Genomic DNA, 18,450 nt, shown 5'->3' with positions numbered 1-18,450 from the left:
GCGTCAGGCTCGACCGGGGGGCGTGCGCCGCAGGAGGGCGGTGTGGACCATTCCGACTGCGACGATCGTCCAGACCGCGAACGCGATCCAGAAGAACACCAGCGAGACGGTGGCGAGCGCGGGCAGCTGCATCCGCGCGCCGGTGGCGGCGGTCGCCGCCGCGTACATCCCGAGCGGGAAGACCGCCGACCACCAGACCCCGGCGAAGTGCAGCGATCCCGCCCGCTGGTCCACCCGCCACATCTCCGCGTAGAGGAGCACCGGGATCCACAGGCTCGCGACCGCCCAGAGCAGGACCGTGGCCGCGCCCATCCCGTCCGCCAGCCCGGTGATCGCGCCGAGCGCGCGGGCGGCGTCCCGCAGATGCGCCCCGGCGAGCGCCGCGATCGCGAGGCCGCCCATCAGGATCCAGCTGTCCGGCGTCACCGCCTCGGGGCGGAAGGGAGCCGCGAGGACGCGCCAGGCGATCAGCCAGGTGACGGCGCCGTAGAGCACGAGGGCGCCCAGCCAGAGCAGGATCCCCACCCACGCCAGGGCCGGGGCGCGCGCCTGGATCGCGAGGTCGGCCGCGCTCGTCGCGAGCCCGGAGGTGGCGACGCTCGCGAGGAGCCAGGCCCCGTGCACGTGGTCGCGCAGGGCGGCGCGCGGGCGGGACCCGACGTCGCGCGCCGCGAGCGGAACCAGCACCAGCCAGGCGCCGAGGCCGAGGAGCGAGAGCCCCCACACCGCCACCGGACGGCCCTGCCAGATCACGCCCAGGACGGCGGCCGCCGCCACGAAGGTGAACATGCGCAGGGCGACGTCGGGATTTCGCGCCCCCGCGGCGATCGCCCGCCCCCGGGTCAGGAGGCGCAGGCCCAGGGCGGCGGCGAGGAGCCCGAAGCCGAGCGACGCCAGCGCGGCCAGCCCCGCGGCGATCCAGCCGTAGCGATGGTCGCCGGCCGCCACCGCGACGATGCCGGTCGCCATCACGATCGCGAAGGCGTCGGGCGGCAGCTCCGCGTCCACGGCCGCTCGCACCGCCATGCGCCGATCTTCGCGCACCCGCCGGAGCCCGCTCAGGGGCTCGAGAGCAGCCGCTCGAGGATCGCCTTCTGGGCGTGGAGGCGGTTCTCGGCCTGGTCGAAGACGATGCTGCGCGGGCCGTCGAGGACGTCGTCGGTGATCTCCTGGCCGCGGTGGGCGGGGAGGCAGTGCATCACGAAGGCCTCGGGGGCGTGGCGGAGGAGCCGGGCGTTGAGCTGGAAGGGCTCGAAGAGGGCCTGGCGCCGCTCGCTCTCGTCCTCCTGCCCCATGCTCGTCCACACGTCGGTGTAGACGAAGTGGGCGCCGCGCACGGCCTCGACGGGCTCCGGGGTCCAGATGACCCGGGCGCCGCTGCGCCGGGCCAGGGCGGCCGCGCGCTGGCGCACCAGGAGCGCGGGCTGGTGCGTCGCGGGCGTCGCGAGCCGCAGCTCGCCGCCCAGCACCGAGATCGCCTCGAGCAGCGAGTTGGCGACGTTGTTGCCGTCGCCCACGTAGGCGACCACCGCCTTCTCGAGCTCCGCGCGCTCGCTGATCGTCTGGAGGTCGGCCATCGCCTGGCAGGGATGGAGGAGGTCGGTGAGGCCGTTGATCACCGGCATCGCGGAGGCGGCGGCCAGCTCCTCGACCAGCGCGTGGTCGAAGGTCCGCGCCACGAGGCCGTGCACCCAGCGCGAGAGGTTGCGCGCCACGTCGGCCGGCGACTCGCGGGTGCCGATCCCCACCTGCTCGGGGCGCAGCAGGATCGCGTGCCCGCCGAGCTGGGTCATGCCCGCCTCGAAGGTCACGTGGGTGCGCAGCGAGGGCTTCTCGAAGTACATGGCGAGCGTGCGCCCGCGCAGGGTCTGGGGCGCCTCGCCGCGGCGGGACAGGCGTTTCAGCTCGTGGGCGCGCGCCAGGATCGCGCGCAGCTCCCCGGCGGGCCAGTCGGCAAGCGAGAGGAAGTCCTTCGGCGCGCTCATCGGGTGAGCAGCGTCCCGACGCCGCGGTCGGTGAAGATCTCGAGCAGCACGACGTGCTCGAGGCGGCCGTCGATCACGTGGGCGCGCGTCACCCCGCCCTGCACGGCGGCGAGGCAGCACTCCACCTTCGGGATCATGCCGCCGCGGATCGTGCCGCTCGCGATCTGCTCGTGGGCCTGCTCGCGCGTCAGCCGCCGGATCAGCTTGCCGTCGGCGTCGAGCACGCCCTCGACGTCGGTGAGCAGGATCAGCTTCTCGGCGCGCAGCGCCTGCGCGAGCGCGCCGGCCGCCTCGTCGGCGTTCACGTTGTAGGTGAGGCCGTCCTCACCGACCCCGATCGGGGCGACCACCGGGATGAAGCCCTTCTCGGTGACCGCCTCCACCACCGCCGGGTCGACCGTCACGACCTCGCCCACCCGCCCGATGTCGCGGCCGTCCTTCAGCCGCCGCCGCACGCGCAGGAGGCCGCCGTCGGCGCCGGTGAGCCCGAGGGCCTGGCCGCCGCCGCGCTGGATCAGCTCGACGATCTCGCGGTTCACGGTGCCGCCGAGCACCATCTCGACCACTTCCATGGTCTCGTCGTCGGTGACGCGCAGGCCGTCCACGAAGGTGGAGGTGCGCCCGAGCCGCTCGAGGAGCGCCCCGATCTGGGGCCCGCCACCGTGCACGATCACCGGCCGCAGCCCGATCTGCTTGAGCAGCCCCACGTCCACGGCGAAGGAGGCGCGCAGCGCCGCGTCCTTCATGGCCGCGCCGCCGTACTTGAGGACGATCGTCTTGCCGACGAAGCGCCGCATGTAGGGCAGCGCCTCGATCAGCACCTTCGCCTTGTCGATCGCGTCCTGGACCAAAGCGGCGGCCTCCCCTGCCCTCGCGCTAGGCGCCGCGCTGCCCGGCCTCGCGGCGCACCTGCGCCACCTCCTCGATCGACTCGACGAGCGAACGGTAGAGGAGCACGTTGCGGACCGCCGCCGAGAGCGCCGCGGCGACGAGCGCGCCGGTGGTCTCGGGGAGCCCGGCGAAGCCCGCGTCGCCGAACACCCGGCACACGCCGAGGCAGCGGCCGCGGAAGCGCAGCGGCAGGAGCCAGAGCGGGCGCGGCGTCCCGTCGGCCGGCGTGTCCACGGCGGCGTCGCAGCGCAGGTCGGCGCCGGCGCCCTCGCTCGCGATCGCCTCCCCGCTCTGGTAGGCGAGCGCGGTGAGCCCCGCGTCGCGCGGCAGCTCGGGGCGGTCCTCGGGGCGGGCCGGCTCGCAGCACTGCGCCTCGCGGCGCAGGCGCCCGCTCGCGGCGTCGAGCAGGTAGACCGCCACGGACGCGGCGCCGAGGCGCCCGGCCACCGCGCCGAGCGCCGCGCGCAGCATGCGCTCGGGCTCGACCTCGGCGGTCATGGCGTCGCACACGGCACGCGCGAGCGCGGCGTCCTCGGACGCACCCGCCGGCTCCGCCGGCGGCTCTGCCACGGCCAGGGCCTCCGCGAGCGGCGGGCTCGGGTCGAGCGCGGGCGCGAGCGGGAGCGCCAGGAGCCGCAGCATCGCCAGGTCCTCGTCGGCGAAGCGCGCGCCGCCCGCGCGGTCGGTGGCGCAGAGCGCCCCGAAGCTCTCGCCGCCCGCGCCGAGCGGCAGGACCGCGAAGGCGCCCGACTCGTAGCGCCCCGGCACGCCCGGGCCGAAGCGGGGGTCGTTCGGCATGTCGTCCACCACGATCGGCTGGCCCTGCGCCACCGCCCGGCCCGCGACGCCGCCCCCGATCGGCACCGGGTCGAGCTCGGCCAGGTCCTTGCGGCCGACCGCGGCCGCCACGGCGAGCCGGTCGCCGCCCGGCTCGCGCAGGAGCACGGAGGTCTTGCCGGCGCCGAGCAGGCGCGCGGCCGCCTCGGCAAGGCGCGCCGCCAGCGCGGCGCGGTCCTCGGCGAGGCCCGCGCCGCCCTCGCCGGCGCGCGCCGCCACGAGCCGCTCCACCTCGCCGGCCAGCGCGCCGAGCCGCCCGCGCAGGGCCCCGAAGCGCCGTGCGAGCTCGTAGGCCTCGAGCGCGCGGCCGACCGAGAGCCGCATCTCCTCCTCGTGCAGGGGCTTCGCCAGGTAGTCGCAGGCGCCGAGGCGCAGCGCCTCCAGCACGTACTCCTGGTCCGTGTGCGCGGAGAGCATCACGACGCGCAGCTCGGGCCGCCGCTCGCGCAGCGCGCGCAGCACCTCGAGCCCGCTGCGGTCCGGGAGCTGGATGTCGAGCACGACCACGCCCACCTCGGGGTCGGCGGCGGCCTCCAGGGCGTCGGCGGCGGTGGCCGCCGTCGCGACCGGGTGGCCGGCGGCCTCCAGGAGCTCGCGGATCGCCTCGCGGAAGAAGCGCTCGTCGTCCACCACCAACACACGGGTGCGGCTCGTCATCCTTGGCATTCCCCCCGGCAGCTCGCGATCAGAGGATGTAGCGCGACAGGTCCTCGTCGCGCGCCAGCGCCCCGAGCCGCTCGCGCACGAAGTCTCCATCGATCACGATCTGCTTGCCACCCAGGTCCGGCGCGTCGAAGGAGACCTCGTCGAGCAGCCGCTCCAGCACGGTGTGGAGCCGGCGCGCCCCGATGTCCTCGGTGCGGGCGTTGACGGCCGCGGCGATCTCGGCGATCGCGCGCACGCCGTCGTCGCGGAACGCGAGCTCGACCCCCTCGGTGGCGAGCAGCGCCACGTACTGGCGCACCAGGGCGTTGTCGGGCTCGGTCAGGATGCGCACGAAGTCGTCCTGGCCGAGCGTCGCCAGCTCGACCCGGATCGGGAAGCGGCCCTGGAGCTCCGGCAGCAGGTCCGAGGGCTTGGCCACGTGGAAGGCGCCGGCCGCGATGAAGAGCACGTGGTCGGTGCGCACGGCGCCGTGCTTGGTCTGCACGGTCGAGCCCTCGACGATCGGCAGGAGGTCGCGCTGCACGCCCTCGCGCGAGACGTCGGGGCCCTGCTTCCCGCCCCCGGCCGCGGCGATCTTGTCGATCTCGTCGAGGAAGACGATCCCCGCCTGCTCGACGCGCCGGATCGCGGTCTCGCGCACCTTGTCGGCATCGACGAGGCGGGCCGCCTCCTCGGCGGCGAAGGCCTCGCGCGCGGCGGGCACGCGCAGCTTGCGGCGGCGGGTGCGGCCCGGGAAGAGGTTGCCGAGCAGGTCCTTGAACTGGACCCCCATCTCCTCGACCCCCTGCGGCGTGAAGATCGAGAGCGAGGGCGTGGCGGGCGCCTCCGCGGTCTCGATCTCGACCTCGCGGTCGTCGAGCAGGCCCTGGCGCAGCATGCGCCGCATCTTCTCGCGCGTCTCGGCGAGCGAGGCCGGCGGCGCGGCCGGCGGCGGCGGCGGGTGCCCCGGCATCGCGAGCGGCGCCGGCGCGGGCACCAGCGCGTCGAGCAGGCGCTCCTCGGCGCGCTCCTCGGCGCGCGCGCGCACGAGCCGCTTCTCCTCCTCGGTCACCATGTGGATCGCGAGCTCGGTCAGGTCGCGCACGATCGACTCGACGTCGCGCCCGACGTAGCCGACCTCGGTGAACTTCGAGGCCTCCACCTTGAGGAAGGGCGCCTCGGCGAGCTTCGCGAGCCGGCGCGCGATCTCGGTCTTCCCGACCCCCGTCGGGCCGATCATGATGATGTTCTTGGGCGCGATCTCGTCGCGCAGCTCGGGCGCCACCTGCTGGCGGCGCCAGCGGTTGCGCAGCGCGATCGCGACCGCGCGCTTGGCCTCGCGCTGGCCCACCACGTAGCGGTCGAGCTCGGAGACGATCTCGCGGGGCGTGAAGGAGCGCAGCTCGCTCACGCGCCGGTCCTCGGGCTCGTCGGGAAGCGGTCGCGGGTCGCGGTCACGGGAGCGTCACCACCTCGATGCGGTCGTTGGTGTAGATGCAGATCTCGGCGGCGATGCCGAGCGCCTCGCGCGCGAGCTCGGGGGCCGGGAGCTCGGTGTGGCGCAGGAGCGCGCGCGCGGCGGCCAGCGCGAAGGAGCCGCCCGAGCCGATCGCGGCGACCCCGTCGTCGGGCTCGAGCACGTCGCCGTTGCCCGACACGACGAGCAGGGCCTCGGGGTCGCCCACCAGCAGCATCGCCTCGAGCCGGCGCAGCACGCGGTCGGCGCGCCACTCGCGGGCCAGCTCCACGGCGGCCCGGCGCACGTTGCCGGGGTGCGCCTCGAGCTTCGCCTCGAGCCGCTCGAGGAGCGCCAGCGCGTCGGCCGCCCCCCCGGCGAAGCCCACCACGGCGCGCCCCTTCGCGACCGCCCGCACCTTCTGCGCGCCGTGCTTCACGACGGCCTGCCCGATCGTCACCTGCCCGTCGGCGGCCAGCGCGAGCCGGCCGCCGCGCAGGACCCCGAGCACCGTGGTCGAGCGCACGTGCTCCCGTCGGCTCATCGACCGGCCCGCCTCCACGTCATGGCGCCCTCCCCCGCGGCCTCACGGGCGCGCCGGCCGCCGCGAGCGCGGGTGCGCGCGGTCGTAGACCTCGAAGAGCCGCTCGGCCGAGACGGCGAGGTAGCGCTGGGTGGTCGAGAGGCTCGCGTGCCCGAGCAGCTCCTGGATCTCGCGCAGGTCGGCGCCCATGTCGAGCAGGTGCGTCGCGTAGCTGTGTCGGAGGCGATGGGGGTGGACGCGGTCGGCCACCCCGGCCGTGGCGGCGCGGCGAGCGAGGAGGCGGCGCACCGCGCGCTCGCCGAGCCGGCGCCCGGCGCGCCCGCCCGCGAGCGAGACGAAGAGGGGCTCCGCCTGGTAGCCCGGCCGGCGGCGCGCCTCGAGCCAGGCGGCGAGCGCGCACCGCGCCGCCTCGGGCAGCGGCACGCTGCGCTCCTTGCGGCCCTTGCCGAGCACCCGCACCTCGCGCGCCAGCAGGTCGAGGTCGCGCACGTCGAGCGCCACCAGCTCGCCGACGCGGAGCCCGGCGCCGTAGAGGAGCTCGACGAGCGCGCGGTCGCGCAGCGCCTCGGCCCGGCCGGCGGGCGCACCCGCGCGCTCCCCCTCGGCGAGCGCCACGCAGTCGTCCACCGAGAGCGGGCGCGGCAGGCGGAGCGGCTGCTTCGGGCCCGCGAGGCCCGCGCTCGGGTCGCGCTCGAGGCCCGCCTCGCGCACGAGCCAGCGGTAGAAGGCGCGGATCGCGGCGAGCTTGCGGCCGAGCGAGGCGGGCTGGAGGCGGCGGTGGCGCGCGGCCAGATAGGCGCGCAGCTCGTCGGCCGTCACCGCCTCGGGGCGCGCCGCCGGGCCCAGGTGCGCGGCCAGCTGCGCCAGGTCCGAGCCGTAGGCGCGCCGCGTGTGGGGCGAGAGGTTGCGCTCGGCGGCGAGGAAGCGGTCGAAGCCGGCGAGCGCCTCGGCGAAGGTCATGGTCCCGCTGTCCCGGCCGCCGCGAGCCACGGCGCGAGGTCCGCGAGCGCGCGCGCGGCGAGGCGCGCGTTGCGCTCGGGGCGCTTCTCACGGCGCGCGCCCGGGACGGGCGCGAGCGGCGGAAACAGCCCCCAGTGCACGTTGGTCGGCTGGAAGCGACGCGGATCGGCGTCGCGCAGGTGGCGCAGGAGGGCCCCGTGCGCGCTCGTCTCGGGCGGGAAGGGCACCGGCTCGCCGCGCACCGCGGCCGCCGCGAAGAGCCCCGCGAGCCCGCCGAGCGCCGCCGACTCGACGTAGCCCTCGACCCCCGCCATCTGCCCGGCCACGCGCACGGCGGGCCGCGCGCGCAGCGCGAGATCGGGGCCGAGCTGGCGCGGCGCGTTCAGGTAGGTGTTGCGGTGCACCGAGCCGTAGCGCGCGAAGACCGCGCCGCCCAGCCCGGGCAGCGTGCGGAAGACGCGCTGCTGGTCCGCCACCCGCAGGCGGGTCTGGAAGCCCACCAGGTTGTAGAGCATCCCCTCCTTGTCCTCGTGCCGGAGCTGGACCACGGCCCACGGCCGCCGCCCGCTGCGCGGGTCCACGAGGCCCACCGGCTTCATCGGCCCGTGCGCCAGGGTCTCGCGCCCGCGCCGCGCCATCTCCTCGATCGGCAGGCAGCCCTCGAAGTAGAGCGCCTGCTCGCAGGCATGGAGCGGCACCGGGTCGGCGGCCCGCAGCGCGTCGACGAAGGCCTCGTAGGAGGCCCGCTCGAGCGGGAGGTTCCAGTAGTCGCCCTCGCCCTCCTCCCAGCGCGAGGCGCGGAAGGCGACCTCGGGATCGACCGAGTCGGCGTAGACGATCGGGGCGATCGCGTCGTAGAAGGCGAGCGACTCCTCGCCGCACAGCGCCTGGAGGTCGCGCGCCAGCTCGGGCGCCGTGAGGGGACCGGTCGCGAGGATCACCTGCCCGGCCGCGGGGACCGCGGGCACGAGCTCGCGGCGCAGCTCGATCCGCGGGTGGGACCCGATCGCGTCGCCCACGTGGCGGGCGAAGGCGGTGCGGTCCACGGCGAGGGCGCGGCCGGCCGGCACGGCGCAGGCGTCGGCCGCGCGCAGCACGAGCGAGCCGAGCCGCCGCATCTCCTCCTTGAGCAGGCCCACGGCGTTGCCGAGCTGGGCCGAGCGCAGCGAGTTGCTGCACACGAGCTCGGCGAGATCCGCCCCGGTGTGGGCGGGCGAGGAGCGGCCGGGGCGCATCTCGTGGAGCCGCACCGCGACGCCGCGCTGCGCGAGCTGCCAGGCCGCCTCGCACCCGGCGAGCCCACCACCGACGATCGTGACGTCCGGGAGCCCCATCGCGGCGCAGGGTAGCGCGTGGGCACGCCCGCGAAGCGCAGGGCTGGGGGCGCTTCAGCGCGGGACGACCCGCAGGCGGCCGGCGCGGTCCTCGGCGACGCGGCCGTCGAGCTCGAGCGCGAGCAGGCGTGCCGCCAGCGCGGCCGGTGCGAGCCCGAGCCGCGACGCCAGCTCGTCGCGCGTGGCGGGCGCGCCGCGCAGCGCCGCGAGGAGCGCGCGCGCCTCGGGAGCGAGGGCCGCCTCGCCGCCGTCCTCGCCCTCCCGGGCGCCCCGGCGCCGGCGCAGCCAGGCCTCCGCCTCTTCGGTACGCCCGAGCGCGCGCAGGACGTCGCTCGCGTCGAGCGCCGGCGCCGCGCCGTCGCGCAGGAGCAGGTTCGGCCCCTCGCTGGTCGGGGCGTCGATCGGGCCCGGCACCGCGAGCACCTCGCGCCCCTGCTCGGCGGCGTGCCCGGCGCTGATCCCCGAGCCGCTGCGGGCGCGCGCCTCGACGACGACGAGCGCCAGGGCGAGCCCGCTGATCAGGCGGTTGCGCAGCGGGAAGTGGTGCTTGAGGGGCGCGGCGCCCGGCGGCAGCTCGCTCACGATCGCGCCCGCGGCGCTCATCTCGGCAGCGAGCGCCGCGTGCTCGCGCGGATACACCCGGTCGGCGCCGCAGCCGAGGACCCCGATCGTGCGCCCGCCGGCCTCGAGCGCGCCGCGGTGGGCCGCTGCGTCGATGCCCCAGGCGAGCCCCGAGACCACGCCGAAGCCCAGGCCCGCAAGCTGGCGGGCGAGCCGCCGCGCCGCTCCGACACCGTAGGGAGTCGCCCGGCGCGCGCCCACGATCGCGACCAGCGGCCCGCCGAGGCTCGCCGGCTCGCCGCGCACGGCGAGCAGCGGGGGCGGATCGGCGAGCGCGGCGAGGCGGGCGGGATAGGCGGGCGCGCCGAAGGGCAGGAGACGCGCCCCGCTGCGCGCGAGCCGCGCGCAGGCGGTGTCGAGGGCGGCGCGGCCGAGGACCGCGGCCGGCGTCTCGCCCGTGAGGCGCCGCAGAGCCGCCACCGGCTCGCCGCGAGCCGCCGCGAGCGCCGCCCGCGCCGCCACCGGGGCGAAGCCGCCGCGGGCCTGGAGGGCCAGCCACGCGTGGACCCGCTCGCGCACCGCCGGTGCGGGGTCGCGCGGGTCGAGGAGGCCCCCCTCCGGCACGGCCGTCTCCCCGGGACCCGGGGCGAGGTCGGGCAGGATGGCGGGACGCCGCGGGCCGCCGCAACGGCGGCCGCGCGTTCACCTCCGGCGGGCGAGCTATTCCAGGCGCTCGCCTCGCGTGTCCCGGAACCAGTCGCCGCGCTCGATCTCGCGCGAGGCATGGGTCACGACCGCGACGGCGCTCCGGGGCTCCGCCGACACCACCACGAGGTTCGCGAGCACGTCGTCCGGGAGCTGGCGCTTCACGCCAAGGTCGGGGTCGAGCGCCGTGTCGCCGGGCCGGAAGGCCACGAGCGGGCTTCCGGTCATCAGCCCGTGCTCGCTGCCGCGGTTCAGGAACACGACGTCCTGCCCGCCGTTGACCGTGCGCGTCGAGCCCAGGAAGGCGATCTGGCCTTCCACCGGCGGCGTCGCGGCCCGCACCGGGATCTCGGCGCTCGGCTCCGTGCGCGGGAGCAGGCGGTCGCCGGCCTGCATCTCGCGCGCGGACTGGCGGATCACCGCCTCCGAGCTGTCCGCGTGGACCGCCACCACCTCCACCCAGCCGAGCCGGTCCACGAAGACGCCCATCGAGCGGTTCGTCTCGGGGTCGTCCACGGTGTCCTCGATGCGCACCACCGTGAAGCGGTCGCCCTTGGCGACCTCGCCCTCGCCGAGGCTCAGGTAGACCGGCATCTCGGCGGAATACCAGTCGTCGTCGCGCGGGCTGCCGAGGATCGAGCCAGCAGCCGCGATCGTCGAGTCGCTCACGAAGCCGATCGCGTCGATCGTCGGCACGCTGACCGTGCCGAGCGGGCCCGAGGCGTCCTCGAACGAAGCGGGCGCCTCGCCGAGCAGGCGCGCGGCCTCCTCGTCCGTCACGCGGCGCATGGCAGTCGGGCTGATCCAGAGCTTGTCGCCCGGGAAGATGCGGTGCGGGTTCGGCACCTCGGGGTTGTCCTGCCAGAGCGAGGGCCAGACCCAGGGCGTGCCGAGGTAGGCGTCGGAGATGTCCCAGAGCGTGTCGCCGCGGGCGACGGTGTGGATGCGCCCGCGCTGGCCCGCGGCGTCGTGGCCGACCGGACCGAGGCGGGGCTTGTGCTTCACCGGCGCCGGCTGCGCGCTCGACTCGCTCGCGGGCGCGGCCGGCGCGCCGGCCTCCGTCGCGGCCGCAGCCGGAGCGCCCGGCGCGGCGGCGTCGCCCTCGGCGGCGGCGCCGGCGGCCAGGCCGAACGAGGTGAATGCACACAGAAGCAGACTCGCGATCCGCATCGAGATCCCTCCCGGGGCGCGCCGGCATCGGCGGCCTAGGGCTCCGACCAGCGGTCGGCCCCGAGGGTCTATCGGCGGCTCGGGGGCGAGCCTGAAGGGCGCCGGCTCAACCCGCCGGGGGGCCCGGGGGAAGGCGGTCGAGCAGGGCCCGGGCGTCGGCGACCCAGGGCGGGGCCGGGATCTCGCCCTCGAAGCCCCGCTCGCGGGCGCTCTTCTCGAGCGCGGCGTAGCCGTCGAGGGCGCGCTGGAGCACCACCCGCGCCTCCTCCGGCTGCTGGTTCGCCGCGTAGGCCTGGGCCAGGTGGAAGCGGACCCAGCCGAGGTCGGGGTGGTCGGGCGGGAAGCCGCTCTCGGCCTCCTTCAGGTAGTCCACGGCCGCCGCCGCGATGCCCTTCTTGAGCAGCACCCAGCCGAGCGTGTCGGTGGCGTTCGGGCTGTCGGGGAGCTGCGCCTTGGCGGCCTGGGCCAGCTCGAGCGCGCGGTCGAGGTCCTTGCCCTGCTCCGCCAGCACGTAGGCCAGGTTGTTCTTCGCGACGGCCAGGCTGTCGTCGAGGCGCAGCGCCTCCTCGTACTGTGCGATCGCGTCGTCCCGGCGCCCCTCGGCCTCGTAGAGGGTCCCGAGGGTGAAGCGCAGCGGCGCCGAGTCGGGCCGCGACTTCGCGGCCTGCTCGTAGGTCTGGATGCTCTCCTCGCGGCGGCCGGAGCCCAGCAGGTAGCGCGCGAGCACCTGGTAGGTGTCCATGTCGTTCGGGTTCATCTCGATCGCGCGCCGCAGCCGCGCCTCGGCGGCCTCCCCCTCCCCGTTCAGGAGCAGCGCCAGCCCCTCGAGGCGCACGAGCGCGCTGTCGTCGGGCTTCACGGCCTGCGCCTTGCGGATGCGGTCGAGCGACTCCGGGATGCGCTGCTGGGCGGCGTCCACCTGCAGCAGAGACTCCAGGATCTCGGGGTGGCCGGGCGCGCGCTCGAGCGCGGCCAGCAGCTTCTCGCGCGCGAGGTCGGGCTTGTTCTGCGCCATGTCGATCCGGCCGAGCGCGAAGTACACCTCGGCGTTGCGCTCGTCGAGCGGGACCGCCTCGAGCTCGACGCGCGCGTCCTCGATCTTGCCGGTGTGGACGAGGCTCTGCGCGAGCAGCACGCGCATGTCCACGGCCCCCGGCCGCTGGCGCAGGATCCGCCGCGCCTCCTCGATGGCCTGCTGGTTCTCGCCGAGCAGCGCGTGGACGCGGGCCAGCAGGATGCGCGCCTCGACGAACTCCGCGTCGAGCTCGATCGCGCGCAGCGCCTCGGCGCGCGCCTGCTGGCGGTCGCCCTGGACCAGCAGCGACGAGCCCAGCAGGAAGTGCGCCTGCGCCCAGTCCGGCCGCTCCTCGAGCGCGCGGCGCAGCGCGTTGACGGCCTCGGCCGGCTTGCCCTCAGCGAGGTCGATCTTGCCGCGCACGAAGAGCGCCTCGGGCGTCTTCGGGTCCTTCGCGAGGACGGCGTCCACGATCGCGCGGCCCTGCGCGATCTTCTCGCCCTGGCCCTGCTTGACGCCCGTGTCCACGAGCAGCTCGGCCTTGCGCAGGCGGGCGGGAATGCTCTCGGGGTCCACCGCGAGCGCCTGTTCGGCGGCCTCGAGGGCGCCCGCCACGTCGCCGTTGCGGCCGCGGTACGCCGACAGGATCAGGTACGGCTCGACCTGGTCGGGCTTCGCCCGGGTGGCCTCCTCGATCATCTGGTCGGCGCGGTCCTTCGCGCCGCGCGAGTGGTAGTAGCGCGCCAGCGCGTAGATCAGGTCGAGGTGCTCGCCGGTGGCCGCGAGGCCGTCCTGGAGCGTCTTCTCGGCCTCGTCGTAGCGCTCGCGCTGGTAGTAGAAGCTCGCGAGCCGCTGGTAGGCGTCGGAGCGCTCGTCCTCCTTCGCGAGCTCGACGGCCTTGCGGTAGGCGGCCTCGGTCTCGGCGTCGCGCGCGCGGTCCTGGGAGAGGAAGGCCCCGAGCTGGAAATACGAGCGGGCGCTCGGGTCCTTCTCGACGAGCTGGCGCAGCAACGGCTCGGCCGCCGCCGGGTCCCCCTTGCGGACCAGGAACCCGGCCAGCGTGCGCAGCACGTCCGCGTTGTCGGGTGCGAGCTCGACGGCCTTCTCGTAGTCCGTCTGCGCCTCGTCGAGGCGCTTCAGGTTCTCGAGCGCGCGCGCGCGGATCACGTAGGCCTCCCAGCGCTCGGGCTCGCGCGCGAGGATCGCGTCCGCCTGCTCGAGGGCCTGGCCGAACTCGTCGTCCCCGCCGAGCAGCAGGAACTGGCCGAGGGCGAGCCGCGCATCGAGGTTCTCGGGGTCGAGGCGGACCGTCTCCTGGAGCTCCCAGTACGCCTTGCGGGCGTCGCGCTGGGCCAGGTAGGCCTTCGCGAGACCGAAGTGCGCGGCGGCGTGGTTGGGGTCGATCTGGAGGGCGTTGCGGTACTCGATGACCGCCTCGTTCGGCTTCTCGTCCTCGAGCGCCTGCTCGCCGCGAGCCATGTGCTCCGCGAGCCGGCTCGCGTCGTCCTGGCAGCCGAGCGGGAGCGCCGCCAGGAGGGCCAGGCAGAGCAGGCTCTGGGCGAGCCGGCGTGCGGCGAACGGGCGAGCGGGAGCGCTCGCGGCCGGCGAGCGGGCGAGCGGGCTCGCGGCAGATGCCTGGCGATCGGAACGGATCATGGGTGCCCTCGGGTCCCCGCGGAGGGCGCGGGGAGCCCGCCTACTTATCCGATGGCGGGTTCCTCTTCAACGCCACCGGGTCCCGGGCACGGCGCGGGCGCCGCCGCCGGGGCGCCCGCGCGGTTGCGGCGCCACGAGGGATGGGTGATGCCCATCCGCTGCACCATGTAGTTGAGCTTGCGGCGGCTCACGCCGAGCAGCGCCGCGGCGTCCTTCTGGACGAAGCCCGTCTTGCGCAGGGCCGCGAGCACGAGCTCGCGCTCGACGTCCCGCAGCGGGAGCCCCGCCGCCGGGATCTCGAGGCGCAGCCCGCCGCCGGGGGGCGCCGGCGCCTCGGGGAGGTCCACGTCGCCCGCCTCGATGCGCTCGCCGTCGGCCAGCAGCACGGCGCGCTCGAGCACGTTGCGCAGCTCGCGCACGTTGCCGGGCCAGCCGTGGCTGCGCAGCCGCTCGAGCGCCGCGGGGGCCAGCGCGCGCAGGGGGCGGCCGAGCTCGCGCGCGAAGTGCACCGCCAGGTGCCCGGCCAGGAGCTCCACGTCGTCGGGCCGCTCGCGCAGGGGCGGCATCTGGATCCGGATCACGTTGAGCCGGAAGAAGAGGTCCTCGCGGAAGCGGCCGCTGCGGATCTCGTGCTCGAGCTCCATGTTGGTGGCGGCCACGATGCGCACGTCGGAGCGGATCGCGCGCGTCCCGCCGAGCCGGAAGAACTCGCGGTCCTGGAGCACGCGCAGGAGCTTCGCCTGGGTGGCGGCCGTCATGTCGCCGATCTCGTCGAGGAAGATCGTGCCGCCGTGGGCCTGCTCGAAGCGGCCGATCCGGGTGCGCTCGGCGCCCGTGAAGGCGCCGCGCTCGTGGCCGAAGAGCTCCGACTCGAGGAGCGTCTCGGGCAGCGCCGCGCAGTTGACCTTCACGAAGGGGCCGTCGGCGCGCGGCGAGAGCCCGTGGATGAGTCCGGCCACGAGCTCCTTGCCGGTCCCGGTCTCGCCGGTCACCAGCACGGTCGAGCGCGAGGGCGCCACCTTGCGGGCCATCGTCACCGCGGCCTCGAGCGCGGGGCTGCGCCCGATGAGGTTCTCGGGCGCGAAGCGCGCCGCGCGCTCGGCGCGCAGGCGCGTCACCTCGCGCACGAGGCTCCCGTGCTCGAGCGCCTTCGCCACGCGCAGCTCGAGCTGCTCGAGCTCGAAGGGCTTCTGCACGAAGTCGAAGGCGCCACGCTTCATCGCCTCGACGGCGGTGTCGATCGTGCCGTAGGCCGTCATCAGGATCACCGCGGTGCGCTCGTCGCGGGCGCGCGCGGCGCCGAGCACGTCGAGGCCGCTCGCGCCCGGCAGGCGCAGGTCGGTGACGACCACGTCGTAGGGGAGCCGGGTCGGGTCGCCGAGCCGGAGCAGCGCCGCGTCGCCGCCGGGCTCCTCGTCCACCGCGCCGAAGCCGTCCGCGAGCGCGCGGGCGATGCCGCGGCGCAGCGTGTCGTTGTCCTCGACGACCAGCAGGCGCGCGGGGCGCGCGGTTCCGGAAGGGTCGCTCATGCCGGCGTCCTCATGACCTGCGCTCGCCGGCGGCGCGCGGCGCGCGCCCTTCGGGCGCTTGCAGCGGGAGCCGCACGTGGAAGACGGCGCCGCCCGTGGCGTCGCTGCCGAGCTCGAGCCGGCCGCCGTGGCCCGCCACGATCTTCTGGGCCTGCGCGAGGCCCACCCCCGAGCCCTCCTGCTTGGTCGTGAAGAAGGGGTAGAAGATCCGCTCGCGCAGCTCCTCGGGGATGCCGGGCCCGCAGTCGGCCACGCTGAACACGATCTCGGGCTCGCGCAGGGTCCCGGCGTCCACGTCCTCGCCGCGCTCGACGCACACCGCGAGGCGCAGCCAGCGCGGGTCGGACTTCGCGCTCTCCATCGCCTCCATGGCGTTCACCATCAGGTTCGTGAGGACGCTCTCGAGCCGCTCGCCGTCGGCGCGCAGGGCGGGCAGCGCCTCGGCGTAGTCGCGGGCGACGTCGCCCGCGAAGGGCACCCGCGCGCGCGCCTTCGCGAGCGACTCCTCGAGCAGCTCGATCGGGTCCACCTCGTCGCAGCGCAGCGCCACGGGGCGCACGAACTCGAGGCTCTCCGTCACCGTCGCGGCCGCGCGGCGGATCTCGGCCGCGAGCTCGCTCACGAGCGCGAGCTCCTCGGGCTGCTCGGCGAGGCGCCGGCGCAGGAGCCCGGTCAGGATCTCCATCCCGGCCAGGGGATTGCGGATCTCGTGGGCGAGGCCGGCGGCCATCTCGCCGAGCGCCGCCAGGCGATCGCGCAGCCGCTCCTGCTCGGCGCTGCGCTCGTAGGGGGTGAGGTCGCGGAACTGCAGGAGGGCGCCGCGGACCGCGCCCGCCTCGTCGCGTACGGCCGCCACCGTGAAGCCGATCGTGGGGCCGGGGCGGCCGGGGCGGCCGATCAGGGCCAGCTCGGCGCGGCCCTCGGGCTCGGCCCCGCCGAGGCTCGCGAGGAGGCGCTCGGCGACGGCCGGCTCGCCCGCCAGGGCCTCCCGGCAGTCGCGCCCGAGCGCGTCGGCCGCGCTCGCGCCGGCGCAGCCGAGCAGGCGGTGGGCCGCCTCGTTGAGCGCCGCGATCCTGCCGCGCTCGTCGATCGCGACGAGCCCCGAGCGGATCGACCCGACCAGCCAGCCGGCGTAGCGGGGGTCCTGGGCCTGGATGGGCATGGCGGGGTCATCGGAGGAAGCGCGGCCGGCCCTGAGCACGGAGCAGCCCCGGGGGCCGCCCGGAGATCAGAGCAGCTCGCGGCGCCCCGCTGCGCGCAGCCGGCCGACGATCCGGCGCACGTCAGCGCTGCGCTCGAGGCGCGTCACGAGGAGGGCGTCGCCCGCATCGATCACCGCGAGCCCCTCGACCCCGAGGAGCGCGATCGGCCGCCCCGCCCCCCAGACCAGGTTCCCGGGCGCATCCTCGAGCCAGGCCTCGCCCGCCACCACGCGCGACGCCTTCCCGCCGACCCCGAGCTCGCCGGCCAGCGACGCCCAGCTCCCGAGGTCGTTCCAGTGGAAGGCGATCGGCAAGGTCCACACGCGGTCGCTGCGCTCGAGCACGGCCACGTCGATCGGCAGCGCTGGCGCGCGGCGGTAGGCGCGCGCGAGCGCCGCGGGCGCGGGGCGCCCCGCGGCGCGCAGCGGCGCGAGCGCGCGCGCGAGGGCGGGCTCGTGGCGCTCGATCTCGGCCAGGATCGTGTCCGCACGCCAGGCGAAGATGCCCGCGTTCCACAGCCACGCGCCGCTCGCCAGGTAGCGGCGCGCGCGCGCGAGGGCGGGCTTCTCGGCGAAGCCGCGCACCCGGTGCAGCCCCGGGTGCCGGCGGCCGGCGGGCGCGCCCAGGTGGATGTAGCCGTAGCCGGTCTCGGGGCGGGTCGGCCGGACCCCGAGCGTGACCAGCACGCCGGCGCCCGCCGCCGCGCGCGCGGCGCGGCGCGCCGCCGCGGCGAAGGCGCGCGCGTCCGGGATCACGTGATCGGCCGGCAGCACGAGCAGCACCGCCTCCGGGTGCCGGCTCGCGATCCGCGCCGCCGCGTAGCCCACCGCCATCGCGGTGTTGCGGCCCTGGGGCTCGACCAGGACGCGGCCCGGCGGGAGGCCCGCCTCCTTGCGCAGCGCCGGGGCGTTGTCGGCCGTGCAGACCAGCCAGATCCGCTCGCGCGCCGTGATCCGGCGCGCCCGCTCGACCGTGGCACCGAGCAGCGTCGCGCCGCCCGCCACCGGCAGGAGCGGCTTCGGGCGGCGCCTCCTCGACTGCGGCCACAGCCGCTCGCCGGCGCCACCGGCCATCACGACGACGTGGAGGTCCAGGGCCCCTCCCCTCCGTGCGCGCGCGGGCGGCCTCACGCCCGGCCAACGCCTTCGTAGCGGAACCCCGCGCGGCGGACCGTCTCCGGGGCGTAGATGTTGCGCAGGTCCACGAGGACCGGCTCGCGCAGCAGCCCCTTCAGGCGCGCCAGATCGAGCATCCGGAACTGGTTCCACTCGGTCACCAGCACCACCGCGTCGGCGCCCTTACAGGCCTCGTACTCGTTGTCGCAGAAGGTGGCCGCCGGCAGCACGCGCGCGGCGTTCGCCATCGCCACCGGGTCGAAGGCGCGGATCGCGGCGCCCCGCTGCTCGAGCGCGCGCGCGATGTCGAGCGCTGGCGCCTCGCGGATGTCGTCGGTCTCGGGCTTGAAGGACAGGCCGAGCAACGCGATCGTGCGTCCGCGCAGGTCGCCGCCGAGGGCGCGCTCGATCTTCTCGACCATGCGCTCGCGCTGGCGCTCGTTCACGCGGATCACCGCCTCGATGATCTCGAAGGCCTCGCCCCCGGTGCGCGCGAAGTGCGCCGCCGCGCGGGTGTCCTTCGGGAAGCAGGAGCCGCCGAAGCCCGGCCCGGGGTGCAGGAACTTGGAACCGATCCGCTTGTCGAGCCCGATCCCGCGCGCGATCGCGTGGACGTCGCCGCCGATCCGCTCGCAGTAGTTGGCCATCTCGTTGATGAAGGAGATCTTGGTCGCGAGGAAGGCGTTGGCCGCGTACTTCGTGAGCTCGGCGCTCGCGATGTTCGTGATCACGAAGGGCGTCTCGATCAGGTAGAGCGGCCGGTAGAGGTCCTTCAGGATCGCCACGGCCTCGTCGTCGTCGGCGCCGATCACGACCCGGTCGGGCCGCATGAAGTCCCCGATCGC

General features: G+C 76.1%; 15 protein-coding genes. All 15 read right to left on the bottom strand.

What is annotated here, in order from left to right:
* Positions 1-3: 3 nt before the first annotated feature.
* Positions 4-1,026 carry a tellurite resistance/C4-dicarboxylate transporter family protein gene (locus tag OZ948_18525; protein MEB2346722.1) on the bottom strand — a complete coding sequence of 341 codons (1,023 nt, stop codon included), beginning with the start codon at positions 1,024-1,026 and terminating at the stop codon, positions 4-6.
* A gap of 32 nt (positions 1,027-1,058) precedes the next feature.
* Entirely contained in the window at positions 1,059-1,985 is a 927-nt protein-coding gene (argF, locus tag OZ948_18520) for an ornithine carbamoyltransferase (protein MEB2346721.1), read from the bottom strand.
* Positions 1,982-2,782 (bottom strand): acetylglutamate kinase, encoded by an 801-nt coding sequence (gene argB / locus OZ948_18515; protein ID MEB2346720.1) that lies wholly within the window; start codon positions 2,780-2,782, stop codon positions 1,982-1,984. The genes argF and argB overlap by 4 nt, the downstream gene beginning before the upstream one ends.
* A 79-nt stretch (positions 2,783-2,861) precedes the next feature.
* Positions 2,862-4,370, bottom strand: coding sequence for a response regulator (locus tag OZ948_18510; protein ID MEB2346719.1), 1,509 nt, complete (start codon positions 4,368-4,370; stop codon positions 2,862-2,864).
* Positions 4,371-4,398: 28 nt separating this feature from the next.
* Positions 4,399-5,760: an ATP-dependent protease ATPase subunit HslU gene (gene hslU, locus OZ948_18505; GenBank protein ID MEB2346718.1), complete on the bottom strand. Its 1,362-nt coding sequence runs from the start codon at positions 5,758-5,760 to the stop codon at positions 4,399-4,401.
* Between the two features lie 52 nt (positions 5,761-5,812).
* A complete protein-coding gene (hslV, locus tag OZ948_18500; protein MEB2346717.1) occupies positions 5,813-6,358 on the bottom strand; it encodes an ATP-dependent protease subunit HslV in 546 nt (181 codons plus the stop codon).
* A 42-nt stretch (positions 6,359-6,400) separates the two neighbouring features.
* Positions 6,401-7,318 (bottom strand): tyrosine recombinase XerC, encoded by a 918-nt coding sequence (locus tag OZ948_18495; GenBank protein ID MEB2346716.1) that lies wholly within the window; start codon positions 7,316-7,318, stop codon positions 6,401-6,403.
* Positions 7,315-8,652, bottom strand: coding sequence for a methylenetetrahydrofolate--tRNA-(uracil(54)-C(5))-methyltransferase (FADH(2)-oxidizing) TrmFO (trmFO, locus tag OZ948_18490; protein MEB2346715.1), 1,338 nt, complete (start codon positions 8,650-8,652; stop codon positions 7,315-7,317). Before trmFO ends, OZ948_18495 begins: the two co-directional genes overlap by 4 nt.
* Before the next feature lie 54 nt (positions 8,653-8,706).
* Positions 8,707-9,837: a DNA-processing protein DprA gene (dprA, locus tag OZ948_18485; GenBank protein MEB2346714.1), complete on the bottom strand. Its 1,131-nt coding sequence runs from the start codon at positions 9,835-9,837 to the stop codon at positions 8,707-8,709.
* 96 nt (positions 9,838-9,933) lie between these two features.
* Positions 9,934-11,088, bottom strand: a complete 1,155-nt coding sequence (locus OZ948_18480) for a LysM peptidoglycan-binding domain-containing protein (protein ID MEB2346713.1) — start codon at positions 11,086-11,088, stop codon at positions 9,934-9,936.
* Between the two features lie 106 nt (positions 11,089-11,194).
* Positions 11,195-13,759: a tetratricopeptide repeat protein gene (locus tag OZ948_18475; GenBank protein ID MEB2346712.1), complete on the bottom strand. Its 2,565-nt coding sequence runs from the start codon at positions 13,757-13,759 to the stop codon at positions 11,195-11,197.
* 44 nt (positions 13,760-13,803) lie between these two features.
* A complete protein-coding gene (locus OZ948_18470) occupies positions 13,804-15,288 on the bottom strand; it encodes a sigma-54 dependent transcriptional regulator (protein ID MEB2346711.1) in 1,485 nt (494 codons plus the stop codon).
* Positions 15,289-15,298: 10 nt separating this feature from the next.
* Positions 15,299-16,450 (bottom strand): ATP-binding protein, encoded by a 1,152-nt coding sequence (locus tag OZ948_18465; protein ID MEB2346710.1) that lies wholly within the window; start codon positions 16,448-16,450, stop codon positions 15,299-15,301.
* A 66-nt stretch (positions 16,451-16,516) separates the two neighbouring features.
* Entirely contained in the window at positions 16,517-17,620 is a 1,104-nt protein-coding gene (locus tag OZ948_18460) for a mannose-1-phosphate guanylyltransferase (protein ID MEB2346709.1), read from the bottom strand.
* Positions 17,617-18,450 (bottom strand): nucleotide sugar dehydrogenase (locus OZ948_18455; protein MEB2346708.1); only part of this gene is annotated, 834 nt, incomplete at its 5' end. The genes OZ948_18455 and OZ948_18460, both read right to left, overlap by 4 nt.

The organism is Deltaproteobacteria bacterium (assembly GCA_035063765.1).
Lineage (GTDB): Bacteria > Myxococcota_A > UBA9160 > UBA9160 > PR03 > CAADGG01.
This window is presented reverse-complemented; position numbering and strand designations above follow the sequence as displayed.

Coding starts and splice junctions, on each gene's coding strand:
- trmFO (MEB2346715.1), bottom strand. CDS start 8,652: ATGGGGCTCCCGGACGTCACGATCGTCGGTGGTGGGCTCGCCGGGTGC.
- OZ948_18495 (MEB2346716.1), bottom strand. CDS start 7,318: ATGACCTTCGCCGAGGCGCTCGCCGGCTTCGACCGCTTCCTCGCCGCC.
- hslV (MEB2346717.1), bottom strand. CDS start 6,358: ATGAGCCGACGGGAGCACGTGCGCTCGACCACGGTGCTCGGGGTCCTG.
- OZ948_18525 (MEB2346722.1), bottom strand. CDS start 1,026: ATGGCGGTGCGAGCGGCCGTGGACGCGGAGCTGCCGCCCGACGCCTTC.
- OZ948_18465 (MEB2346710.1), bottom strand. CDS start 16,450: ATGCCCATCCAGGCCCAGGACCCCCGCTACGCCGGCTGGCTGGTCGGG.
- OZ948_18510 (MEB2346719.1), bottom strand. CDS start 4,370: ATGACGAGCCGCACCCGTGTGTTGGTGGTGGACGACGAGCGCTTCTTC.
- argB (MEB2346720.1), bottom strand. CDS start 2,782: ATGCGGCGCTTCGTCGGCAAGACGATCGTCCTCAAGTACGGCGGCGCG.
- argF (MEB2346721.1), bottom strand. CDS start 1,985: ATGAGCGCGCCGAAGGACTTCCTCTCGCTTGCCGACTGGCCCGCCGGG.
- OZ948_18470 (MEB2346711.1), bottom strand. CDS start 15,288: ATGAGCGACCCTTCCGGAACCGCGCGCCCCGCGCGCCTGCTGGTCGTC.
- OZ948_18480 (MEB2346713.1), bottom strand. CDS start 11,088: ATGCGGATCGCGAGTCTGCTTCTGTGTGCATTCACCTCGTTCGGCCTG.
- OZ948_18475 (MEB2346712.1), bottom strand. CDS start 13,759: ATGATCCGTTCCGATCGCCAGGCATCTGCCGCGAGCCCGCTCGCCCGC.